Below are 20,157 nucleotides of genomic sequence, written 5' to 3' on the forward strand. Positions count from 1 at the left end.
GCCGGGCGCGCCTGTCCGGTTCCGGGACGCCGGGTTCCAGACGCCCGGCTCCAGGACGCCGGGTTTCAGGACGCCGGGTTTCAGGACGAGCGGTTCCAGGAGGCCCGGGAGACCTGCCGCGCCCATCGGCGCCTGCGCCACCCCGTGAGGTGGTCCGCGTACACCCGGCCCTCCAGGTGGTCGCACTCGTGCTGCAAGCACCTGGCGAAGAAGCCGGTGCCGTGGACGGTGACCGGTTCGCCCGCCACCGTGAAGCCCTCGACGACCGCGTGGTCGTAGCGCTCGGTTCCCGCTTCCAGGCCCGGCAGGGACAGACAGCCCTCCGGGCCCCGGACCACCACACCGTCGGCCTCGACCAGCCGTGGGTTCACCACATGGCCGAGGTGGCGGACGTCCTCGTCGTCGGGGCAGTCGTACACGAACACCCGCGAACCGACCCCGATCTGGTTGGCCGCCAGACCCACCCCCCGCGCCGCGTACATCGTGGCGAACAGGTCCTCCACGAGGGCCGCGAGGGCGGGGCCGAAGTCGGTGACGTCCCGGCAGGGCTCGCGCAACGCCGCGTCGCCGAGCAGGGTGAGAGGCCGGACGCGCCCGCGGGCGCCCGGAATGGAACCGTGTCGCATGGCGGCAAGGGTACGGTTCGTATCGCCCATGCCCGCCGCCCAGGGCCCGGACCGGGATTCGGGTGTGGGAACGGATCTCGATAGGCTGAGGTTCACACCACGTTGCCGGATGGCCCCAGGCGCGGCGCGTACGCAAGGAGGATCGAGATCTGATGGCAGGCAACTCGGACCCGCTCTCGCCGCGGGCCAAGCTGGCCGTGACCGCGGGCAAGGCGGTCGCTGCGGCATCGCGCGCAGCGGGACGCGGCAGCGGGTCGGTGATCGGTGGCCGGGTCGCGCTGAAACTCGACCCCGATCTGCTCGCCCGGCTCGCCCAGAACCTGGACGTCGTCCTGGTGTCGGCGACCAACGGCAAGACCACGACCACCCGGCTCATCGCGGAAGCCCTGCGCGCCGCGGGCCCGGTCGTGTCGAACGCGCTCGGCGCCAACATGCCGGCCGGTATCACCTCCGCCCTGGCGGGCGGCTCGGACGCCAAGTTCGGCGTCATCGAGGTCGACGAGAAGTACCTGGCCGGTGTGGCCCGGGACACCAGTCCCAAGTGCATCGCCCTGCTGAACCTCTCCCGCGACCAGCTCGACCGCGCCGCCGAGACGCGGATGCTCGCCGAGAACTGGCGGGAGGGCCTGGCCGGGTCCAAGGCCGTCGTCGTCGCCAACTGCGACGATCCGCTGGTGGTGTGGGCCGCGTCCTCGTCCCCGAACGTGATCTGGGTCGCCGCCGGACAGATGTGGCTGGACGACGCGTGGTCGTGCCCGGCGTGCGGTGGCGTGATGCAGCGCCCCGGCGACGACTGGTTCTGCGGTGAGTGCGGCTTCCGCCGGCCCACGCCGACCTGGGCTCTGTCCGGGGACCACGTGCTGGACCCGCACGGCTCCGCCTGGCCGATCCACCTGCAGCTGCCGGGCCGTGCCAACAAGGCGAACGCCGCCTCCTCCGCGGCCGTCGCCGCCGTCTTCGGGGTGCCGCCGCAGGTCGCCCTGGAGCGGATGTACCAGGTGCAGGCGGTGGCCGGCCGGTACGACGTCGTCCAGTTCCAGAACCGCGACCTGAGGCTGCTGCTGGCCAAGAACCCGGCCGGCTGGCTGGAGACGTTCTCCCTGATCGACCCGCCGCCCGCGCCGGTGATCCTGGCCGTGAACGCCCGCGGCGCCGACGGCACCGACACCTCCTGGCTGTGGGACGTCGACTACACCCGGCTGACCGGCCACCCGATCTTCGTCGTCGGTGACCGGAAGCTGGACCTCGCCGTGCGACTGGAGGTCGCGAACCAGCACTTCCAGGTCTGCGACAACCTCGACCAGGCCGTGCAGCTGTGCCCGCCGGGCCGGATCGAGGTCATCGCGAACTACACCGCGTTCCAGGACCTGCGCCGCCGCGTCGGCAACTGATCTTCTGATCCTCGAAGGGCGATCACCTCATGAGCGACAACCAACTGCGGCTGGTGTGGATCTACCCGGACCTGCTCAGCACCTACGGCGACCAGGGCAACGCCCTGGTCGTGGAGCGCCGGGCCCGGCAGCGCGGCCTGGACGTGGCCCGGCTCGACGTGCGCAGCGACCAGCCGATCCCGACCTCCGGCGACATCTACCTGATCGGCGGCGGCGAGGACCGTCCGCAGCGGCTCGCGGCCGAGCGGCTGCGCCGTGACGGGCACCTGCACCGGGCGGTGGAGAACGGCGCGATCGTCCTGTCGGTCTGCGCCGGCTACCAGATCCTCGGCCACGAGTTCATCAACGACCTCGGTCAGCGCGAGCCGGGCCTCGGCCTGCTCGACGTGGTGTCGGTGCGCGGCGAGGGCGAGCGGTGTGTCGGCGACGTGCTGGCCGACATCGACCCGCAGCTGGGTCTGCCCCCGCTGACCGGTTTCGAGAACCACCAGGGCGTCACCCACCTCGGCCCCACCGCCCGGCCCCTCGCCCGTGTGCAGATCGGCAAGGGCAACGGCACCGGGGACGGCACGGAGGGCGCGTACAACGGGACGGTCTTCGGCACGTACATGCACGGGCCGGTGCTCGCCCGCAACCCGCTGATCGCCGACCTGCTGCTGAAGCTGGCGCTGGACGTCAACGCCCTGCCGCCGATCGACGACCGCTGGTACGAGGCGCTCCGCAACGAGCGCATCGCGGCTGCGCAGCAGCCTGCGTAGACACTGTTGCGCAGCAGCCTGCGCGGAGAGCTGCTGCGCAGCAGCCTGCGTAACCTGTTCTTCAGCGGGATTTCAACGTGGTCCGGCAGACTCCCGGTGGGCCCGCCTGACGGCTCGTCCGCTCACATGTGCGGGCGCGTCCAGCAGGCGGACGCCCGCTACGGAGCCACCCCCTCGCGCCGGTAGGGTGACCGGGAATCCGCCGGACGACGTGGTCCGGTTACCCGGCCCACGTTGAGAAGGTATTCGGGCTATGCGCATTGGTGTCCTCACGTCCGGCGGCGACTGCCCCGGCCTGAACGCCGTCATCCGGTCCGTCGTGCACCGTGCCGTCGCCGACCACGGCGACGAGGTCATCGGTTTCCGGGACGGCTGGAAAGGCCTCCTGGAGTGCGACTACCTGAAGCTCGACCTCGACGCCGTCGGCGGCATCCTGGCCCGCGGCGGCACCATCCTCGGCTCCTCCCGGGTCCGCCCGGAGCACCTGCGGGACGGGGTGGAGCGGGCCAGGGGCCATGTCGCGGAACTCGGTCTGGACGCGATCATCCCGATCGGCGGCGAGGGCACGCTGAAGGCGGCCCGGCTGCTGTCGGACAACGGGCTGCCCATCGTGGGCGTGCCCAAGACCATCGACAACGACATCGCCGTCACCGATGTCACCTTCGGCTTCGACACCGCGGTGACCGTGGCGACGGAGGCCCTGGACCGGCTGAAGACCACCGCCGAGTCGCACCAGCGGGTGCTGATCGTGGAGGTCATGGGCCGGCACACCGGCTGGATCGCGCTGCACTCCGGCATGGCGGCCGGCGCGCACGCCGTCGTCGTGCCCGAGCGGCCCTTCGACATCGAGGAGTTGACGCGGAAGGTCGGCGAGCGGTTCGAGGCGGGCAAGCGGTTCGCCATCGTGGTCGCCGCGGAGGGGGCCAAGCCGCGGCCCGGTTCCATGGAGTTCGACGAGGGCGGCAAGGACGTCTACGGCCACGAGCGGTTCGCCGGTATCGCGCGGCAGCTGTCGGTCGAGCTGGAGCAGCGGCTCGGCAAGGAGGCCCGTCCGGTGATCCTCGGGCATGTGCAGCGAGGCGGCACGCCGACCGCGTACGACCGGGTGCTGGCGACCCGTTTCGGCTGGCACGCGGTGGAGGCCGTACACCGGGGCGAGTTCGGCCGGATGACGGCGCTGCGCGGGACGGACATCGTGATGGTGTCGCTGGCGGAGGCGGTGGAGACGCTGAAGACGGTGCCCACCGAGCGGTACGACGAGGCGGAGTGCGTCCTCTGACCCGGTGGTTCGGATGAGAACAAACCGGCCCCGGTCACCGTGGTGACCGGGGCCGGTTCTACTCTGGGTGCGGACACAGACAGCTGTGGACAGACACCGCACAACCCCCACGAACCAGGAGCCGCCGGATGGATCACAGCGGGCACGGCATGATGATGGATCTGCCGCCGTTCACGCTGGGGCGGGGTCTTCAGTGGTCGGCGGACCCGTTCTTCCTCGTGGCCTGCCTCGCCGGTCTGGCACTCTACGGCTGGGGTGTCGTGCGGCTGCGGCGGCGCGGGGACGCCTGGCCGGTGTCGCGTACGGTGTCGTACGCCGTCGGCGTGCTCACGGTCGCGCTGGTCATGTGCACCAGGCTCAACGACTACGGCATGGTCATGTTCAGCGTGCACATGGTGCAGCACATGGTGATCAGCATGCTGTCACCGATCCTGATCCTGCTCGGCGCCCCGGTCACCCTGGCCCTGCGCGCGCTGCCTGCGGCCGGCAAGGGCCGCAAGGGTCCGCGCGAGCTGCTGCTGATGCTGCTGCACAGCCGGTACATGCAGATCATCACGCACCCCGCGTTCACGATCCCGCTGTTCATCGCGAGCCTGTACGGCCTGTACTTCACCCCGCTGTTCGACTTCCTGATGGGCTCGAAGACCGGGCACGTCGCGATGATGGTGCACTTCCTCGCGGTCGGTGTCGTGTTCTTCTGGCCGATCATCGGTGTCGACCCCGGCCCGCACCGGCCCGGTCACCTGATGCGGATGCTGGAGCTGTTCGCGGGCATGCCGTTCCACGCGTTCTTCGGCATCGCGCTGATGATGGCCTCGACGCCGATGGTGGGGACCTTCCGGAACCCGCCCGCCTCGCTCGGCATCGACGCGCTGTCCGACCAGAACGCGGCGGGCGGTATCGCCTGGGCGTTCAGCGAGATCCCGTCGGTGCTGGTGCTCATCGCACTGCTGTTCCAGTGGTACCGGTCCGAGCAGCGGCAGGCCAAGCGCACGGACCGGGCCGCCGACCGGGACGGCGACAAGGAGCTGGAGGCGTACAACGCCTACCTGGCCTCGCTGAACGCGCGCCAGGGCTGAAGGCCGTCGCGTCCCGGGAGGCGCCGTGTGCCGGGATCCGGGGCACCATGGTCTGTGAGACGGACCATGAGGAGGGTGTCGCGATGCCCGGTTCCATGAACGGTTCCACGCACGCTTCCACCAGGGCGATGGGTGCGCTCACGGTCGGCGGTCTGGTCCTCGTGACCGCCTACACGGTCGCGCTCGGCAGCAACGGCTGGCTGTGGTTCGGCTGGGTGGTGCTGGGGCTGCTGACCCTCACCCTGCTCGTCACCCAGTCCTGAGCCGCGCGGCCCGGGCGGGGCTGGCTACAGTGCCCGCATGAACAGCAGGACGCCCTCGTTCGACGAGCTGGACCGGCAGATCATCACGGCGCTCATGGCGAACGCCCGGACCAGTTTCGCCGAGATAGGGGCGGCGATCGGGCTGTCCGCGACGGCGGTCAAACGGCGCGTGGACCGGCTGCGCGAGACCGGGGTGATCACCGGGTTCACGGCGACCGTCAAGCCGTCCGCGCTGGGCTGGCGCACGGAGGCGTACGTCGAGGTGTACTGCGAGGGCGCCGCCCCGCCCCGGCGGCTGGCGGAGGTCGTCCGCAACCATCCGGAGATCGCGGCGGCGATGACGGTGACCGGTGGCGCCGACGCGCTGCTGCACGTGCGGGCCCGGGACGTGGACCACTTCGAGGAGGTGCTGGAGCGGATCCGTGCCGAGCCGTTCATCCGGAAGACGATCAGCGTGATGGTGTTGTCCCATCTGCTCCCGGAAAGCCCGGAAGCCGGCGCCACCCATGCGGCCCCACAGTGACGGCGGAACGCGCAGGTAGCGTGCGCGCCACTCCGAGAGAACGCAGCGATGCTGCGCATGTACGCAGCTCTTCGCACTTGTCGTCCGCATTCCTCCCTTCCTACCGTGGTGTCACCTCTCAGTGACACACAGGAAAGCGGAGGAAACCCTCTGTGTCCGATCGTCGTGTGCCGCGTTCCCGGCGCTTCCTCGTCTGTGAACCCAGACACTTCGCCGTCCAGTACGCGATCAACCCCTGGATGCATCCCGACCGGCCCGTCGACGTGGACCTGGCCCAGGAGCAGTGGCAGTCGCTGATCCGCGCCTACCGCGCCCACGGCCACACCGTCGACGCCGTCGAGCCGGTCCCCGGCCTGCCGGACATGGTGTTCGCCGCGAACGCGGCGTTCGTCGTCGGCGGCCGGGTGTTCGGCTCCCTGTTCCACGCCCCGCAGCGCCGCCCGGAGTCCGAGCACTACGACACCTGGTTCAAGGCGGCCGGCTACGACGTCCACCGGCCCGAGTCGGTCACCGAGGGCGAGGGCGACCTGGTGTGGACGGGTCGTTACGTGCTCGCCGGCACCGGATTCCGCACCACCCGCGAGGCGCACCGGGAGGCGCAGGAGTTCCTCGGCCACCCGGTGATCGGCCTGACCCTGGTGGACCCGTACTTCTACCACCTGGACACGGCGCTGTTCGTCCTGGACGACGACAACGTCTGCTACTACCCGGAGGCGTTCTCCCCGGGCAGCCGGGAGGTCCTCAGGCGGCTTTACCCGGACGCGGTCCTCGCGACCCGCGAGGACGCGCTGGCGTTCGGCCTGAACTCCGTCTCCGACGGCCGGCACGTCTTCATCGCACCCCGCGCCGAGGCGCTCGCCGAACGCCTCGGCGACCACGGCTATGTCCCCGTCCCCGTCGACCTGTCCGAGTTCCACAAGGCCGGCGGCGGCATCAAGTGCTGCACCCAGGAGATCCGCTGATGACCGCACCCGCGCGCACGCGTACGTCCGCCGACCTGATCCGCGCGGAGGAGCCGGTTCTCGCGCACAACTACCACCCGCTGCCGGTGGTCGTGGCCCGGGCCGAGGGCACCTGGGTGGAGGACGTCGAGGGCAACCGCTACCTCGACATGCTGGCCGGCTACTCGGCCCTCAACTTCGGTCACCGGCACCCGGCGCTCGTCGAGGCGGCCCACCGCCAGCTCGACCAGCTGACGCTGACCTCCCGCGCCTTCCACAACGACCGGCTCGCCGGCTTCGCCGAGCGGCTCGCGGAGCTGACCGGCCTGGACATGGTGCTGCCGATGAACACCGGCGCGGAGGCGGTGGAGAGCGGCATCAAGGTGGCCCGCAAGTGGGCGTACGACGTGAAGGGCGTCCCGGCCGGGCAGGCGACGATCGTGGTCGCGGCGGAGAACTTCCACGGCCGGACGACGACCATCGTCGGCTTCTCCACGGACGAGACGGCCCGCGCCGGATTCGGCCCGTTCGCGCCGGGCTTCCGGGTCGTGCCGTACAACGACCTGGCCGCGCTGGAGGCGGCGGTCGACGACACGACGGCGGCGGTACTGATCGAGCCCATCCAGGGCGAGGCCGGCGTGATCATCCCGGACGACGGCTATCTCACCGGGGTACGCGAGCTGACCCGCCGCAAGGGCTGCCTGTTCCTCGCCGACGAGATCCAGTCGGGCCTCGGCCGCACCGGCCGTACCCTCGCCGTCGAGCACGAGGACGTCACACCGGACGTGCTGCTGCTCGGCAAGGCCCTGGGCGGCGGCATCGTGCCGGTGTCGGCGGTGGTGGCCCGGCGCGAGGTGCTGGGCGTGCTGCACCCGGGCGAGCACGGCTCGACGTTCGGCGGCAACCCGCTCGCGGCGGCGGTCGGCACGGCCGTGGTCGAGCTGCTGGAGACCGGCGAGTTCCAGCGCCGGGCGGCCGAGCTGGGCGTGGTCCTGCGGGACGGGCTGACCGAGCTGGTGGGCAGGGGCGTGACCGGGTTCCGCTCGCGCGGCCTGTGGGCCGGCGTGGACGTCGACCCGGCACTCGGCACCGGCCGCGAGATCAGTGAACGCCTGATGCGCGAGGGCGTCCTGGTCAAGGACACCCACCTCTCCACGATCCGGCTGGCGCCGCCGCTGACCATCACGGCGGAGGAGCTGCGGTCCGCGCTGGGCGCGTTGGAGAAGGTGCTGGGCTGAGGGACGGGCGGGCGGGGGCCGTAGCCGCACCGGCCCCCGCCCACCGTGCCGTCACTTCTCCCCGAGCAGCCGCCCCATCTCGTCGATCTCGGCGTTCTGCGCGGTGACGATGTCGTCGGCCATGGCCTTGGCGGCACCGGAGCGGCCCTTCGTGCGCTCGGTGGTGGCCATCGTGACGGCGCCCCGGTGGTGCTCGACCATCAGGGTCAGGAACCGGGTGTCGAAGTCCTTGCCGGTGGCCTTCTTCAGGGCCGTCATGTCGGCCTCGCTCATCATGCCGGGCATGTCCGGCATCCCGGCGTGGCCGGAATGGTCCATGCCGTCCATGGGGACGTCCTCGCCCCAGGACCGCAGCCAGCCGGTCATAGTGCGGATCTCCGGGTCCTGCGCCTTCTCGATGCGCGAGGCGAGGTCCTTCACCCGGGCCGACGCGGCCCGGTCGGCGGCCTGCTCCGCCATCTCCAGGGCCTGCCGGTGGTGCGGGATCATGCCCTGCGCGAAGGCGACGTCCTGCGCGTTGTGCGGGGCGACGTCCCGCGCGCCGTGGGAGGCGGCGGGGGCGCCCCGGGTGGCGGAGGTGCCGTGGCCCGTGCTGCCGCAGGCGGTGAGGGCAAGGGCGCCCACCACGGCGAACGCGGCACGGCGGATCGGGAAACGGGGGGTCATACGGGAACTCCTGGTGTTCCGAGAGGATGTGGGCACGCGTGAGCACGACCGCCGGGCGGTCGGCGCGGCCTCTAGATCCGCAGGAGTTGGAGTTCGGCCAGGTCGGGTGGGGCCCTGGCACTGTCCGGTGCCGGGAGCAGAGCGGACCGCGGGCAGGGCGCCGGCACGGAGGCCGCCACCGGTGCGGGCAGCTGCGGGGCGCCGTCCAGCGCGCCCGAGGCACAGCCGGCGTCGGCGTGGTGCAGCCGGTGGCCGGCGTCGTCCGGGCAGTCGTCCGCTGCGATGACGGCGGCCGAGGCGTGCGCGCCCCCGGCGTGTCCGCCGTGCGCCATCCCTCCGCGGGGTGCCATTCCCCCACCGGGTGCCAGGGCGTGCATGCCGAACACCCCGGCCAGCACCGCCAGCACGAGCAGCACGCGCCACAGGGGCGGTCGCGGGGCGTGCGCTCGGGTACCGGTCACCGGGCCATCGTACGGCGGCCGGAGCCGACCGCCGCACTGTCCGCCCGGAGGCGAAGGTCTCTTCGCCGAAGGACGCCTCGCCGCGGAAGGCCGCCACCCCGTGCGCCCGGCAGGGAGCGCCACCGTCACCGTGCCCCACCTCACCGGCGAGCACGTCGAACGCCTCCGCGCCGGCCTCCGCATCCGCTGACGGCCCATCAGCCGGCTCGGCGAGGTCAGCATGAGACCGCCCGGACCTGGCTACAGATGACGACAGGTACCGGTCGAGCGGAGGAGCGAGCCGTGTTCTACTACCTGCTCAAATACGTGTTCCTGGGTCCGCTGCTCAGGCTGGTGTTCCGGCCGCGGATCGAAGGGCTGGAGCATGTGCCCGCGTCGGGGGCGGCGATCGTCGCCGGGAACCATCTGTCCTTCTCCGACCACTTCCTGATGCCGGCGATCCTGAAGCGCCGTATCACCTTCCTCGCCAAGGCGGAGTACTTCACCGGGCCCGGGGTGAAGGGCCGGCTGACCGCGTTCTTCTTCCGCAGTGCCGGTCAGATCCCGGTGGACCGGTCGGGGAAGGAGGCGGGGCAGGCCGCGATCCGTGAGGGACTCGGGGTGCTGCGCAAGGGTGAACTGCTCGGCATCTATCCGGAGGGGACGCGGTCGCACGACGGCAGGCTGTACAAGGGCAAGGTCGGGGTCGCCGTGATGGCCCTCAGGGCCGGGGTGCCGGTGGTGCCCTGCGCGATGATCGGCACGTTCGAGGCGCAGCCGCCCGGCAGGGTCGTACCGCGGATCCACCCGGTGACCATCCGGTTCGGCGAGCCCCTGGACTTCTCCCGCTACGCCGGCATGGAGAACGAGAAGGCCGTGCTGCGGGCGGTCACGGACGAGATCGTCTACGCCATCCTGACGCTGTCGGGGCAGGAGTACGTCGACGAGTACGCGGCCGACGTGAAGGAGCGGCAGGCGGCACAGCAAGCGGTACGCGAGCGCAGGTTCCCGCGGGCGCCGCTCGGCTGACGTCCGGCCCGCGGCGAGGCGGCCGTACGGCGGAGGGGCGGCCGGAAAGGTCCGGCCGCCCCTCGTCACCGTGCCGGTGGGGTTACGGCTGGGGCGTGGCGTGCGGGGCGCACGTCACGTCCTTGCCGTCCAGCGTGCCGTCGAGCAGATAGGCGTCGACGCGCTGGTTGATGCAGGGGTTGACCAGGCCGGTCACGCCGTGGGAGCCCGCGTCCCTCTCGGTGATCAGGCGGGAGCCCTTGAAGCGCTTGTGCAGTTCGACGGCGCCGGCGTACGGGGTGGCGGCGTCGCGGGTGGACTGCACGATCAGGACCTTCGGCAGGCCCTTGTGGGTGGTGACCGCGACCGGGGTGAGCTGCCTTGTGGACCAGGTGGCGCACGGCAGGTTCATCCAGGCGTTGGCCCAGGTCAGGAAGGGGTAGTCCTTGTTGAGCCGGGTGTTGTCCCGATCCCACTTCCGCCAGCTGGTGGGCCACTTGGCGTCGGCGCACTCGACGGCCGTGTAGACGGCGTTGCTGTTCTCCGCGGCGATGTTGCCGGCGGTGTCCGACAGGTTCGGGGCGGCCGCGTCCACGAGCGCCTGGGTGTCACCGGCGAAGTACTTGCTGAACACGGTGGCGACCGGCACCCACGAGGAGTCGTAGTACGGAGCGCTCTGGAAGAAGGAGATCAGCTCGGCCGGGCCGACGACCCCGCCGATCGGGTGCTTCTTCGCGGTGGCCCGCAGCTGGAGCCACTTGGCCTGGACGGCGGCGCGGGTGGTGCCGAGGTGGAAGGCGGCGTCGTGGGCGGCGACCCAGTTCTGCCAGTCCTTCCAGCGGCCCTCGAAGGCGACGTCCTGGTCCAGGTTGGCCTGGTACCAGATGTTGTCCTGCCTGGGGTTGACGACGCTGTCCACGACCATGCGGCGCAGGTGGCCCGGGAAGAGGGTGCCGTAGACGGCGCCGAGGTAGGTGCCGTAGGAGACGCCGAGGTAGTTGAGCTTCCGCTCGCCCAGGGCGGCGCGGATGACGTCCATGTCGCGGGCGGTGTTCGGCGTGGTCATGTGCGGCAGCATCGCGCCGCTGCGCTCGGCGCAGCCGTCGGCGTACTGGCGGGCCAGCTTGCGCTGCGCGGTCTTGTCGGCGCGGCTGTCCGGCACCGGGTCCATCTTGGGTGCCTTGACGAACTCCTGCGGGTCGATGCAGGAGATGGGCGTGGAGTGGCCGACGCCACGCGGGTCGAAGCCGACGAAGTCGTAGGCCTTGGCGACGTTCGCCCAGATGGCGTTGTGGGTGGTGACGCGGCGCGGGAAGCGCAGGCCGGAGCCACCGGGGCCGCCCGGGTTGTAGACGAGCGCGCCCTGGCGCTCCTTCTTGGTGCCGGTGTTGCCGATGCGGTCCACGGCGAGCTTGATCTGCTTGCCGTAGGGGTGCGCGTAGTCGAGCGGCACGCTGACCCAGCCGCACTGGATGGGCTTCTCCAGCCCCCAGTCGGCCGGGCAGTCCTGCCACGTGACGCCCTCCTTGGCGGCGCGGGCGGCCGCGATCTCGGCGCCCTTGGCCTCCCGGTCCGGCACGGTCCGTGCGGCGGCACCGGCCGTGGGCGCCGACACGACGCCGGCGATCAGAGTCGCGGTGACGAGTGCTCCGGCGGAACCGAGTGCCAGCAGGCGGCTCTTCGGTCTGTTCTCCCTCAAGTGGGCCCCTCCCCCTACCTCGCTGTGAGTGGTCAGGCGGGATCCTCTCGGCTGTGAGGCCGCTGAGAACAGGGTTTGCCGGGCTTCTTTACCAATCCGATAACCGGATGATCATGTTCGTGCGCGGACCGTCCGCCCCGGTTCAGCCGAGCCTGGTCAGCGCCTCGTCCAGGATCCGCCGCAGCCGCAGGGCGTCGGGGGCGACGGCACTGACCAGGACCGCCGGGCCGGCCAGCGGCATCAGGGCAGCGCCCTCCCCCAGTACCCGCGCCTCGACCGGAGACTGCGCGAACGCGGGTCGCACGACGACCAGTTGGCCTACCGCCCGATGCCCGGCCAGCACCGCCGGCCCGTCCCAGCCGCCCGGGGCGCCGGGGCCGCAGGACAGCTCCTGGTCCAGTACGGTACGGCCGGCGACCCGCACGGTCAGCCGGCTGGTGAGCCGGCCGGGCTGCTCCCCGGTCCGCCCCAGCACCTGCTCCTCGCGCAGCACGAGCCGGGCGCCGGCGGCGAGTTCGGCCCGGGTGGCGACGTACAGGTCGCTGCCGCCGGCGGAGATCAACTGCTCGGGCAACCAGTGCAGTTCGGCCCCGTCGGCCACGTCGAGCCGGACGTCGTAGCGGGCTTCGCCCTTGGCCTGGCCCGGCAGGGCGAGGGTGGCGGCGGCGGATCCGACGTGCAGCCGGGCGCCCTCCTCCACCCGGGCGGACAGCGTGAAGCGGTCGCCGCCGAGCGGTCCGCTCATCGCGCCGACGACCATGACCTTCGTCCCGGGTCCGGTCGACCGGGTGCGGCGCAGCGCCAGCGGGCCCTCGCCGTCCAGGACGGGCAGGGCCGTACCGCCGCGGCCGTCGGCGCGCGCGACGATCCGGGCGCTCGCCCGGACCCCGGTGACGGTCACGCCGTCCACGCGGCGAGCCGTTCGCGGACCCAGGCGGCCACCTCCGCGACCCCGCTCTCACCGCGCAACGACTGCAGGATCACGGGGAGTTCGGCCCGCTGCGCCTTGGCGTCGGCGGCCATCCGGGCGAGGTCGGAGCCGACGTAGGGGGCGAGGTCGGTCTTGTTGACGACGAGCAGGTCGGCGGTGGTGACGCCGGGGCCGCCCTTGCGCGGGATGTCGTCGCCGCCGGCGACGTCGATGACGAAGATCTGGGCGTCCACGAGCCCCTTGGAGAAGGTGGCGGTGAGGTTGTCGCCGCCGGACTCCACGAGGATCAGATCGAGCGGGCCGACGGCGTCCTCCAGGTCCTCGACGGCCTCGAGGTTGGCGGAGATGTCGTCGCGGATCGCGGTGTGCGGGCAGGCGCCCGTCTCGACGGCGGTGATCCGCTCGGGCGGCAGGACGGCCTCCCGGAGCAGGAACTCGGCGTCCTCGCGGGTGTAGATGTCGTTGGTGACGACCGCGAGGGACAGCTCGTCGCGCAGCGCCCGGCAGAGCGCGGCGACGGTGGCGGTCTTGCCGGACCCGACGGGGCCGCCGAGCCCGATGCGCAGGGCGCGGCGGGTGCCGTCCGGACGGTGGGCGTCCGCGCTGACGGCGGCGGGGCCGGAGTGGGCGTGGTCGAGATGCATGTACGGCTCCTTGTGCGAGTGGTGGCCCGGGGCCGGCCGAAGCCACTCTTGGTCTGCGGGAGTTGGTCTCTACGGGTGGGTGGGGTCAGGACGCGGACAGCCGCACGGTTCAGGACGCGAACAGCCGCACGGGCCAGGCCGCGTGGGCCTCGGCCATGGCCTCCAGCAGCGGTGCCGAGGCCGCCGGCAGGGCGTCGGCGCCCTCGTCGGCCACCCTGAGCGCGGCCTCCACCGCGGCGTCCGCGACCCGGTCCAGTTCGGGGGTCAGCCGGGCGAGGACCCCGGTCGCGTCGAACGGGTCCAGGCTCAGCAGCCGCACGGTGGCCGTCGCCGGTCCGCTGACGCTCTCGTACGCCGCGCAGTGTGCCGCGTCCACGGGCCCGAGTCCGGCCGCCCGGGCGGCGAGCCCGAGCACCACCGGCTGATGAGCGCCCTTGGGGAACCGCCTTGCCAGGGCGTCGAGTTCGGCGGAAGGCCAGGTCGCCCGCGCGGCCCGTACCAGTTGCCGGCCGAGGCGCCGCGCGGCGGCCCGCAGGGCCGGGGACGGGGTGCGGGCGTCGGCCGCCGCGTCCAGCTCGGCGGGGTCGGCGCCGAGCACGGCCGCCGCCGCGAGGGCTCCCGCGACGAGCCCGGCGGTGTGCAGCCGGCCCCGGCAGAAGTCCTCCAGGCTCGCGGCGTCGGTGACGCGGCCGGCCTTGACGGCGGCCTCCGCTCCGCCGGAGTGCGCGTGCCCCCCGGCGGGGAAGCGGCCGTCGGCCAGGACGAGAAGCGCTGCCCGGCTCATCAGAACAGGAAGTAGCGCTGGGCCATGGGCAGTTCGGCGGCCGGTGTCGCCTCGACCAGTTCGCCGTCGATGTGCACGGCGAAGCTGTCGGGGTCGATGCGGACGTCCGGCAGGGCGTCGTTCTCCCGCATGTCGGCCTTGGTGACCGCGCGCGTGGACTCGATCGCCACGAACCGCTTGCCGAGTGCCAGCCGTTCCGGCAGCCCGTCCTCGATCGCCGACCGGCTCACGAAGTTCACCGAGTTGGCGGCCGGGGCCCGGCCGATCGCGCCGTACATCGGGCGGGGCAGGATCGGCTGCGGGGTGGGGATGGAGGCGTTGGCGTCACCCATCTGCGCGTACGCGATCTGCCCGCCCTTGATGACGAGGAGCGGCTTGACCCCGAAGAACGCGGGCTCCCACAGCACCAGGTCGGCGAGCTTGCCGGTCTCGACGGAGCCGATCTCGGCGGCGAGGCCCTGGGCGAGCGCCGGGTTGATCGTGTACTTGGCGACATAGCGCCGTACCCGGTGGTTGTCGGCGCGGCCGTCGCCGGGGAGCGCGCCGCGTCGGCGCTTCATGACGTGCGCGGTCTGCCAGGTCCGCAGGACGACCTCGCCCACCCGGCCCATGGCCTGGGAGTCGGAGGAGATGATCGAGATCGCGCCGAGGTCGTGCAGGATGTCCTCCGCGCCGATGGTCGACGGGCGGATCCGGGACTCGGCGAAGGCGAGGTCCTCGGGGACGGCCGGGTTGAGGTGGTGGCACACCATCAGCATGTCGAGGTGTTCCTCGGTCGTGTTGACGGTGAAGGGCCGGGTCGGGTTGGTGGAGCTGGGCAGCACGTTGGGTCGCGAGACGACCGTCATGATGTCGGGAGCGTGGCCGCCGCCGGCCCCCTCGGTGTGGTACGAGTGGATGCCCCGGCCCGCGATCGCGGCGAGGGTGTCGCCGACGAAGCCCGCCTCGTTCAGGGTGTCGGTGTGGATGGCGACCTGGATGCCGGTCCGGTCGGCCACGGTCAGCGCGGCGTCGATGACGGCCGGGGTCGAGCCCCAGTCCTCGTGCAGCTTCAGGCCGACGGCGCCGCCGCGGATCTGGGAGAGCATCGCCTCGTGGCTGACGGTGTTGCCCTTGCCGAGGAGGCCGACGTTGACCGGGTAGGCCTCCATCGCCTCCAGCATCCGGGCCAGGTGCCAGGGGCCGGGGGTGACGGTGGTGGCCTTGGAGCCCTCGGCGGGGCCGGTGCCGCCGCCGACCAGGGTGGTGATGCCGGAGGCCAGCGCCTCGTCGGCGACCTGCGGGCAGATGAAGTGGACGTGCGCGTCGATGGCACCGGCGGTGAGGATGCGCCCGTTGCCCGCGATGACCTCGGTCTCGGGGCCGATGACGAGGTCCGGGTGGACACCGTCCATGGTGTCCGGGTTGCCGGCCTTGCCGAGGGCGGTGATCCGGCCGTCGCGGATGCCGACGTCGGCCTTGACGACGCCCCAGTGGTCGACGACGACGGCACCGGTGATCACGGTGTCGGGGGTGCCCTCGGCGCGGGTGGCGCGGGACTGGCCCATGGACTCGCGGATGACCTTGCCGCCGCCGAAGACCGCCTCGTCGCCGGAGCTTCCGGGGCCGCCGGAGCGGTCCTCCTCGATCTCGATCAGCAGATCGGTGTCGGCGAGCCGGATCCGGTCGCCGGTGGTGGGGCCGAACAGGTCGGCGTAGGCGGCGCGGGAGATCTCAGGCATCGAGGGCTCCTCGGGTCTGGCCGCGCAGTCCGGGCACGATCCGGGCGCCGGTCAACGGGACGAGCTCGACGTCCACGGGGATGCCGGGCTCGAAGCGGACGGCGGTGCCCGCGGCGACGTTCAGCCGCTTGCCGTGCGCGGCGCCGCGGTCGAACTCCAGACCGGGGTTGGCCTCCGCGAAGTGGTAGTGGGAGCCGACCTGGACGGGCCGGTCGGCGGCGTTGAGGACGGTCAGCCGGGTGACCTCGCGGCCCGCGTTGCAGACGACGGGGTCGTCCGCGAACAGGATCTCTCCGGGAATCATCGCGGCCCCCTCAGATGATCGGCTCGTGGACGGTGACGAGCTTGGTGCCGTCCGGGAAGGTCGCCTCCACCTGCACGTCGTGGATCATCTCCGGGACGCCGTCCATGACGTCGTCCCTGGTCAGGATCTTGCGGCCGGAGGACATCAGTTCGGCGACGGTACGGCCGTCACGCGCGCCCTCCAGGATGTGCGACGTGATCAGGGCGACCGCTTCGGGGTGATTGAGCCTGAGCCCACGGGCCCTGCGCTTCTCGGCCACGTCGGCCGCCACGTGGATGAGCAGCCTCTCCTGCTCGTGCGGGGTCAGTTGCACGTCCCACCTCACCGTCCTTGCTCCGGACCGTGCGGGGTCCGGTTGCCGCAGCCACCGCGACGGGGACAGGTGTAACACACAGACAAATCCCCGGATCATCGTCAATCCGGGCAGAAAAACCCCTGGTGGCGTGGATCGGCAGGCTAGAACGCCGGAGTTTCAACGACGTTAACCAGACCTTGGGTGACGCATGACCGGTCGATGGGCTTCCGCAGAGGCGGGCGGCTCAGGGCGCGCCGGGCCCCCGGTGCTCCGCCGCGATGCCGAAGCGCCGCTGGTCGTGGCGTACGGAATCGGCCTCGTGGACCCGGGACACCGAGCTGACGACCTGCTCCTCGGCCGGCTCGTCCAGCGCGTCGAGCCGTTCCAGGTCGGCGGCCGAGACCAACGCCACCAGCGGCTTGCCGTGCCGGGTCACGACGACGCGCTCACCGCCGTACACGACGCGGTTGATCAGGTCGGCGAGCTCAGCCCTGGCTTGCGTCACCGGAATCTCGTAGGCCATGCCTCCATCATAACGTGACGTACGTCCTGTACATTTTTTACAGAAGCCGAGGCCTACGGGGCCTCGTCATGAGGAGGGGTATGTCCATGCACCGACCCGCCGCCCGCCATGTGCTGCCCGAGTTCAGCGAGCGCACCGGGAGCACCGTCCGCACGCTCGACCCGTACGCGAGGCTCTTCGAGGACCGGATCGTCTTCCTCGGTACGCCCGTCGACAACGCGGCGGCGAGCGATGTGACCGCGCAGCTGATGTACCTCGAACACGCGGCCCCGGACCGGGACATCACGCTGTACGTGAACTCGCCGGGCGGCTCCTTCGAGGCCATGACGGCCGTCTACGACACGATGCGGTACGTCGGTTGCGACGTGACGACCTACTGCCTGGGCCAGGCCGGCGGCTGCGCCGCGGTGCTGCTCGCGGCCGGCGCCCCCGGCAAGCGGTTCGCGCTGCCGGGCGCCCGCGTGGTGCTCGAACAGCCCGGGCTGCCCGAACCGGTGCGCGGCCGGCCCAGCGACCTGTTCGTCCAGGCCGAGGAGATGGCCCGCACCCGCGCGACCCTGGAGCGGATGCTCGTCGAGCACACAGGGCGCACGGCCGGACAGGTCCACGAGGATCTCGATCGTGACCTGATCCTGGACGCCACCGGAGCCGTCGCCTACGGTCTGGTGGACGGCATCGTGCCCGGCCGCCGGGGCACGCACGGCGCACCGGACGAGAGGTGAGCCGCCCGTGCTGCCGGACCTTCCGCCGCTGCCCGCGCTGACCCGCGCCGAGGGCGAGTTGATCGACTGCTACCTGGAGGCGGTCGACCTGCTGGGCCGCGTCAACCCGGCCCGCCCAGGGGACACCTACCGCGGGCTGCGTGCGGCCCAGGCCCTGGTGCGCAAGGCGGCGGAGCTGCGGGACGCGCTCGCGCTGATGCACCGGCGGGGCGAGACGGAGCTGCACGGGGACACGCTGGCACGGGCGCTGCGGGTGCTGGACGGTGAGCGCCGGGCCGCTCGCGTCGCGCTCCCGCCGGACGGCGTCGGCTGAGGCGGACGCCCGTCCGGCCCCGCGGGTCCCGGGCGTCGACGCGCGCCGCGCCGACGGGACAGGAAACGGCCCGAACGACGTACCGCCGACCGGTGTATATCCGGAGCGGTTTCCGGGCCTCCCGAGTTGCGCGGTGCGCGGGTCCATGGGTCGCCGGGAGGGGCTTCGGCCCAGGTCGCGGGCTACGCCCGGGACTTGACGGGGACTCGGGCGGAGCAGTGTCCACCCGAACGGCTGAGTGGTGAGTAACCCCACAAACACCCGCTTCCGTTGGGATTTTCGGACAGTCGTGAGTCAAGATCCCTGTCTGACGACAAGCCCCCGCCACCGCGGCGGGGCGGTCCGGGCGGACGCCGAGTCCTGCCGCCGCCCGGATGACCGGTCGACAGGAGTGGATCGGCAGGAGTGGAGGACCCAAGCAAGACGGGTCGCCGGACCGGATGCACGTCTGTTCGACACGGACGGGTGTCAGGCTCCGAGCAGCCCTTGGGGTGAAGCCGCGGCAACGCGGCCGGGCAACTTCGCCAGCCCGAATCCGACAGGTCATCCTTCACAGGCGGCTGACGAAGGGTTGCGCATGACTGCGCTCAATCGTGTCCCGTCGCTGATGGCCCGGGCCGGCACGGCCTCGGCTCTCACCCTCGCCGCCGTGGGCGGCTCGATCGCGGTGCCCGGCCTCGCCACCGACGCCTCCGCCGCGACCCTGGCGACGAAGGCGCTCCAGATCGCGGCGTCCAAGAAGGGCGCCCCCTACGCGTGGGGAGCGACCGGGCCGCGCAGGTTCGACTGCTCGGGGCTGACGCTCTACTCGTTCAAGAAGGCCGGCAAGAAGCTGCCGCGCACCGCCGCCCAGCAGTACAACAAGACGCACCACATCTCCGCCCGCAGCCGCAGGGCGGGCGACCTGGTCTTCTTCCACTCGGGTTCCAGCGTCTACCACGTCGGCATCTACGCCGGCCACGGGAAGATCTGGCACGCCCCGAGGACCGGGGACGTGGTGAGGCTCCAGAAGATCTGGACGAAGAGCGTCTGGTACGGCCGGGTCGGCTGACCCGTCCTCAGGCCGGGAGCGGCTCCAGCAGCAGGGCCGCTCCGAGCGCCGTCAGCGCCGCCCCGGTGGCCGCCTGGAGACCACGGGCGGCCCGGGGCCGACGCAGCTCCCCGCCGAGCCACTCCACCAGCAGGCCGACCGGCCGGAACCAGGTGAGCGCCGGCGCGCAGCGTGACGCACGCCTGCCGAAGCGGATGGGCGACCTCGGCCACGGTCCCCTCGACGGCCGGGGCTGACCGCCGTAGCGCCCACAGGGCAGGCACGCCCGGGTGCGGCACCACAGGCGCCGCCCAGCAGCCGGAGCGCCCCCTCTCGGCTGTCGCCGGTGCCGGTCCTCGGGCCCGTCGTCCGCAGGGCCACAGGTTTCCGACGTGGTCCGACGCCTCGGGGAAGCTGCCGTGCGCCACCTGTTCGGTGGGGCGGCGTGGTGCGTCGCGAGGGTTACGGCTCCTGTCGGCCCGCCGCCGGGACCGGTGCGGGCGGGATCGCCCAGGGGAGTTCGATGGAGACCGTCTTGCCACCTTCGCGGGTGGGGCGGATGCGGAGCCGGCCGCCGCACTCGGCGGTGAGACACCGGATGATGACCATGCCACGCCCGTTGTCCTGCTGGACGGCGGCGGGCAGTCTCTTCGGGAAGCGGGGGTGGCTGTCCGTGACGCCGATGCGCAGGTGTTCGTCATGGTGCAGCGCGATGTCGACCGTGAAGGTGGGTGACTGGCCGAAGGTGTGCTGTACGGCGTTCGTGGCGAGTTCGGAGACGATGAGCCGGACGGTGTCGGCCGTGTCGGTGTCCGCCGGCAGGCCCCACTCCGCCAGGGTGCCCACGACGTAGGAGCGGGCGGCGGCGACCGAGGCGGGATCGCTCGGCAGAGTGACGGATGCTTCCAGGTGGTCTGCCATGGCGACGTCGTCCCTTTCCCACGGGACCGCGGTCCGACAGACGGCGGGGGGTTCGAGT

At 72.0% G+C, this 20,157-nt stretch carries 24 protein-coding genes; 12 read left to right on the top strand and 12 right to left on the bottom strand.

Annotated features, from left to right (window positions below):
* Positions 1 to 80: 80 nt before the first annotated feature.
* On the bottom strand, positions 81 to 626 hold the full coding sequence (def, locus tag ACZ3ZD_RS29725; RefSeq protein WP_467403834.1) for a peptide deformylase: 546 nt from the start codon (positions 624 to 626) through the stop codon (positions 81 to 83).
* Between the two features lie 152 nt (positions 627 to 778).
* Between def and ACZ3ZD_RS29730 the strand changes: the two genes are divergently transcribed.
* The 8 genes from ACZ3ZD_RS29730 to rocD all read left to right on the top strand — a co-directional run bounded on the left by ACZ3ZD_RS29730 (position 779) and on the right by rocD (position 8,098).
* A complete protein-coding gene (locus ACZ3ZD_RS29730; protein WP_467403836.1) occupies positions 779 to 2,017 on the top strand; it encodes a DUF1727 domain-containing protein in 1,239 nt (412 codons plus the stop codon).
* Positions 2,018 to 2,046: 29 nt separating this feature from the next.
* Positions 2,047 to 2,775: a type 1 glutamine amidotransferase gene (locus tag ACZ3ZD_RS29735; protein WP_467403839.1), complete on the top strand. Its 729-nt coding sequence runs from the start codon at positions 2,047 to 2,049 to the stop codon at positions 2,773 to 2,775.
* A gap of 253 nt (positions 2,776 to 3,028) precedes the next feature.
* On the top strand, positions 3,029 to 4,054 hold the full coding sequence (locus tag ACZ3ZD_RS29740) for a 6-phosphofructokinase (protein WP_467403841.1): 1,026 nt from the start codon (positions 3,029 to 3,031) through the stop codon (positions 4,052 to 4,054).
* 128 nt (positions 4,055 to 4,182) lie between these two features.
* A complete protein-coding gene (locus tag ACZ3ZD_RS29745; RefSeq protein WP_467403844.1) occupies positions 4,183 to 5,133 on the top strand; it encodes a cytochrome c oxidase assembly protein in 951 nt (316 codons plus the stop codon).
* A gap of 83 nt (positions 5,134 to 5,216) precedes the next feature.
* The gene (locus ACZ3ZD_RS29750) at positions 5,217 to 5,396 is read left to right on the top strand and encodes a hypothetical protein (RefSeq protein WP_467403846.1); all 180 of its coding nucleotides are present in this window, start codon (positions 5,217 to 5,219) and stop codon (positions 5,394 to 5,396) included.
* Positions 5,397 to 5,433: 37 nt separating this feature from the next.
* The gene (locus ACZ3ZD_RS29755) at positions 5,434 to 5,919 is read left to right on the top strand and encodes an Lrp/AsnC family transcriptional regulator (protein ID WP_467403849.1); all 486 of its coding nucleotides are present in this window, start codon (positions 5,434 to 5,436) and stop codon (positions 5,917 to 5,919) included.
* A 152-nt stretch (positions 5,920 to 6,071) separates the two neighbouring features.
* Positions 6,072 to 6,881: a dimethylargininase gene (gene ddaH / locus ACZ3ZD_RS29760; RefSeq protein ID WP_467403851.1), complete on the top strand. Its 810-nt coding sequence runs from the start codon at positions 6,072 to 6,074 to the stop codon at positions 6,879 to 6,881.
* Positions 6,881 to 8,098: an ornithine--oxo-acid transaminase gene (rocD, locus tag ACZ3ZD_RS29765; protein WP_467403855.1), complete on the top strand. Its 1,218-nt coding sequence runs from the start codon at positions 6,881 to 6,883 to the stop codon at positions 8,096 to 8,098. The genes ddaH and rocD overlap by 1 nt, the downstream gene beginning before the upstream one ends.
* Before the next feature lie 51 nt (positions 8,099 to 8,149).
* Here rocD and ACZ3ZD_RS29770 read toward each other — a convergent pair whose 3' ends face one another.
* Together ACZ3ZD_RS29770 and ACZ3ZD_RS29775 are read right to left on the bottom strand one after the other, a co-directional pair.
* Positions 8,150 to 8,764, bottom strand: a complete 615-nt coding sequence (locus tag ACZ3ZD_RS29770; RefSeq protein WP_467403859.1) for a DUF305 domain-containing protein — start codon at positions 8,762 to 8,764, stop codon at positions 8,150 to 8,152.
* 71 nt (positions 8,765 to 8,835) lie between these two features.
* Positions 8,836 to 9,225 (bottom strand): DUF6153 family protein, encoded by a 390-nt coding sequence (locus ACZ3ZD_RS29775; protein ID WP_467403862.1) that lies wholly within the window; start codon positions 9,223 to 9,225, stop codon positions 8,836 to 8,838.
* A 282-nt stretch (positions 9,226 to 9,507) separates the two neighbouring features.
* On the opposite strand from ACZ3ZD_RS29775, the gene ACZ3ZD_RS29780 reads away from it, so the two are divergent.
* A complete protein-coding gene (locus ACZ3ZD_RS29780; protein WP_467403866.1) occupies positions 9,508 to 10,233 on the top strand; it encodes a lysophospholipid acyltransferase family protein in 726 nt (241 codons plus the stop codon).
* Between the two features lie 82 nt (positions 10,234 to 10,315).
* On the opposite strand, the gene ACZ3ZD_RS29785 is transcribed toward ACZ3ZD_RS29780, so the two are convergent.
* The 8 genes from ACZ3ZD_RS29785 to ACZ3ZD_RS29820 form a co-directional block, all read right to left on the bottom strand.
* Positions 10,316 to 11,911 carry an alpha/beta hydrolase gene (locus ACZ3ZD_RS29785; RefSeq protein WP_467403869.1) on the bottom strand — a complete coding sequence of 532 codons (1,596 nt, stop codon included), beginning with the start codon at positions 11,909 to 11,911 and terminating at the stop codon, positions 10,316 to 10,318.
* A gap of 142 nt (positions 11,912 to 12,053) precedes the next feature.
* A complete protein-coding gene (locus tag ACZ3ZD_RS29790; RefSeq protein ID WP_467403872.1) occupies positions 12,054 to 12,821 on the bottom strand; it encodes an urease accessory protein UreD in 768 nt (255 codons plus the stop codon).
* Positions 12,809 to 13,486: an urease accessory protein UreG gene (gene ureG, locus ACZ3ZD_RS29795; RefSeq protein WP_467403875.1), complete on the bottom strand. Its 678-nt coding sequence runs from the start codon at positions 13,484 to 13,486 to the stop codon at positions 12,809 to 12,811. Before ureG ends, ACZ3ZD_RS29790 begins: the two co-directional genes overlap by 13 nt.
* A gap of 109 nt (positions 13,487 to 13,595) precedes the next feature.
* Complete coding sequence (locus ACZ3ZD_RS29800) at positions 13,596 to 14,270, bottom strand: urease accessory protein UreF (RefSeq protein WP_467403877.1); 675 nt, start codon at positions 14,268 to 14,270, stop codon at positions 13,596 to 13,598.
* A complete protein-coding gene (locus ACZ3ZD_RS29805; protein ID WP_467403880.1) occupies positions 14,270 to 15,991 on the bottom strand; it encodes an urease subunit alpha in 1,722 nt (573 codons plus the stop codon). The genes ACZ3ZD_RS29800 and ACZ3ZD_RS29805 overlap by 1 nt, the downstream gene beginning before the upstream one ends.
* Positions 15,984 to 16,295, bottom strand: coding sequence for an urease subunit beta (locus ACZ3ZD_RS29810; protein WP_467403883.1), 312 nt, complete (start codon positions 16,293 to 16,295; stop codon positions 15,984 to 15,986). Before ACZ3ZD_RS29810 ends, ACZ3ZD_RS29805 begins: the two co-directional genes overlap by 8 nt.
* Positions 16,296 to 16,305: 10 nt before the next feature.
* Positions 16,306 to 16,608 carry an urease subunit gamma gene (locus tag ACZ3ZD_RS29815; protein WP_030339960.1) on the bottom strand — a complete coding sequence of 101 codons (303 nt, stop codon included), beginning with the start codon at positions 16,606 to 16,608 and terminating at the stop codon, positions 16,306 to 16,308.
* Between the two features lie 226 nt (positions 16,609 to 16,834).
* A complete protein-coding gene (locus tag ACZ3ZD_RS29820; protein ID WP_467403888.1) occupies positions 16,835 to 17,113 on the bottom strand; it encodes a type II toxin-antitoxin system Phd/YefM family antitoxin in 279 nt (92 codons plus the stop codon).
* 86 nt (positions 17,114 to 17,199) lie between these two features.
* Between ACZ3ZD_RS29820 and ACZ3ZD_RS29825 the strand changes: the two genes are divergently transcribed.
* The 3 genes from ACZ3ZD_RS29825 (at position 17,200) to ACZ3ZD_RS29835 (ending at position 19,199) form a co-directional block, all read left to right on the top strand.
* A complete protein-coding gene (locus ACZ3ZD_RS29825) occupies positions 17,200 to 17,835 on the top strand; it encodes an ATP-dependent Clp protease proteolytic subunit (protein ID WP_467403890.1) in 636 nt (211 codons plus the stop codon).
* 7 nt (positions 17,836 to 17,842) lie between these two features.
* Positions 17,843 to 18,148, top strand: a complete 306-nt coding sequence (locus ACZ3ZD_RS29830) for a hypothetical protein (protein WP_467403893.1) — start codon at positions 17,843 to 17,845, stop codon at positions 18,146 to 18,148.
* Positions 18,149 to 18,725: 577 nt separating this feature from the next.
* On the top strand, positions 18,726 to 19,199 hold the full coding sequence (locus ACZ3ZD_RS29835) for a C40 family peptidase (RefSeq protein WP_467403895.1): 474 nt from the start codon (positions 18,726 to 18,728) through the stop codon (positions 19,197 to 19,199).
* A gap of 441 nt (positions 19,200 to 19,640) precedes the next feature.
* Here the strand turns inward: ACZ3ZD_RS29835 and ACZ3ZD_RS29840 are convergent, their stop codons facing one another.
* Positions 19,641 to 20,099, bottom strand: a complete 459-nt coding sequence (locus tag ACZ3ZD_RS29840) for an ATP-binding protein (RefSeq protein WP_467403897.1) — start codon at positions 20,097 to 20,099, stop codon at positions 19,641 to 19,643.
* Between the last annotated feature and the right edge of the window lie 58 nt (positions 20,100 to 20,157).

Source organism: Streptomyces sp. NPDC023481 (assembly GCF_055560195.1).

Excerpts from the sequence above, each read along its gene's own strand:
- def (WP_467403834.1), bottom strand. The coding sequence starts at position 626 with ATGCGACACGGTTCCATTCCGGGCGCCCGCGGGCGCGTCCGGCCTCTC.
- ACZ3ZD_RS29730 (WP_467403836.1), top strand. The coding sequence starts at position 779 with ATGGCAGGCAACTCGGACCCGCTCTCGCCGCGGGCCAAGCTGGCCGTG.
- ACZ3ZD_RS29735 (WP_467403839.1), top strand. The coding sequence starts at position 2,047 with ATGAGCGACAACCAACTGCGGCTGGTGTGGATCTACCCGGACCTGCTC.
- ACZ3ZD_RS29740 (WP_467403841.1), top strand. The coding sequence starts at position 3,029 with ATGCGCATTGGTGTCCTCACGTCCGGCGGCGACTGCCCCGGCCTGAAC.
- ACZ3ZD_RS29745 (WP_467403844.1), top strand. The coding sequence starts at position 4,183 with ATGGATCACAGCGGGCACGGCATGATGATGGATCTGCCGCCGTTCACG.
- ACZ3ZD_RS29750 (WP_467403846.1), top strand. The coding sequence starts at position 5,217 with ATGCCCGGTTCCATGAACGGTTCCACGCACGCTTCCACCAGGGCGATG.
- ACZ3ZD_RS29755 (WP_467403849.1), top strand. The coding sequence starts at position 5,434 with ATGAACAGCAGGACGCCCTCGTTCGACGAGCTGGACCGGCAGATCATC.
- rocD (WP_467403855.1), top strand. The coding sequence starts at position 6,881 with ATGACCGCACCCGCGCGCACGCGTACGTCCGCCGACCTGATCCGCGCG.
- ACZ3ZD_RS29770 (WP_467403859.1), bottom strand. The coding sequence starts at position 8,764 with ATGACCCCCCGTTTCCCGATCCGCCGTGCCGCGTTCGCCGTGGTGGGC.
- ureG (WP_467403875.1), bottom strand. The coding sequence starts at position 13,486 with ATGCATCTCGACCACGCCCACTCCGGCCCCGCCGCCGTCAGCGCGGAC.
- ACZ3ZD_RS29800 (WP_467403877.1), bottom strand. The coding sequence starts at position 14,270 with ATGAGCCGGGCAGCGCTTCTCGTCCTGGCCGACGGCCGCTTCCCCGCC.
- ACZ3ZD_RS29805 (WP_467403880.1), bottom strand. The coding sequence starts at position 15,991 with ATGCCTGAGATCTCCCGCGCCGCCTACGCCGACCTGTTCGGCCCCACC.
- ACZ3ZD_RS29810 (WP_467403883.1), bottom strand. The coding sequence starts at position 16,295 with ATGATTCCCGGAGAGATCCTGTTCGCGGACGACCCCGTCGTCTGCAAC.
- ACZ3ZD_RS29820 (WP_467403888.1), bottom strand. The coding sequence starts at position 17,113 with ATGGCCTACGAGATTCCGGTGACGCAAGCCAGGGCTGAGCTCGCCGAC.
- ACZ3ZD_RS29825 (WP_467403890.1), top strand. The coding sequence starts at position 17,200 with ATGCACCGACCCGCCGCCCGCCATGTGCTGCCCGAGTTCAGCGAGCGC.
- ACZ3ZD_RS29835 (WP_467403895.1), top strand. The coding sequence starts at position 18,726 with ATGACTGCGCTCAATCGTGTCCCGTCGCTGATGGCCCGGGCCGGCACG.
- ACZ3ZD_RS29840 (WP_467403897.1), bottom strand. The coding sequence starts at position 20,099 with ATGGCAGACCACCTGGAAGCATCCGTCACTCTGCCGAGCGATCCCGCC.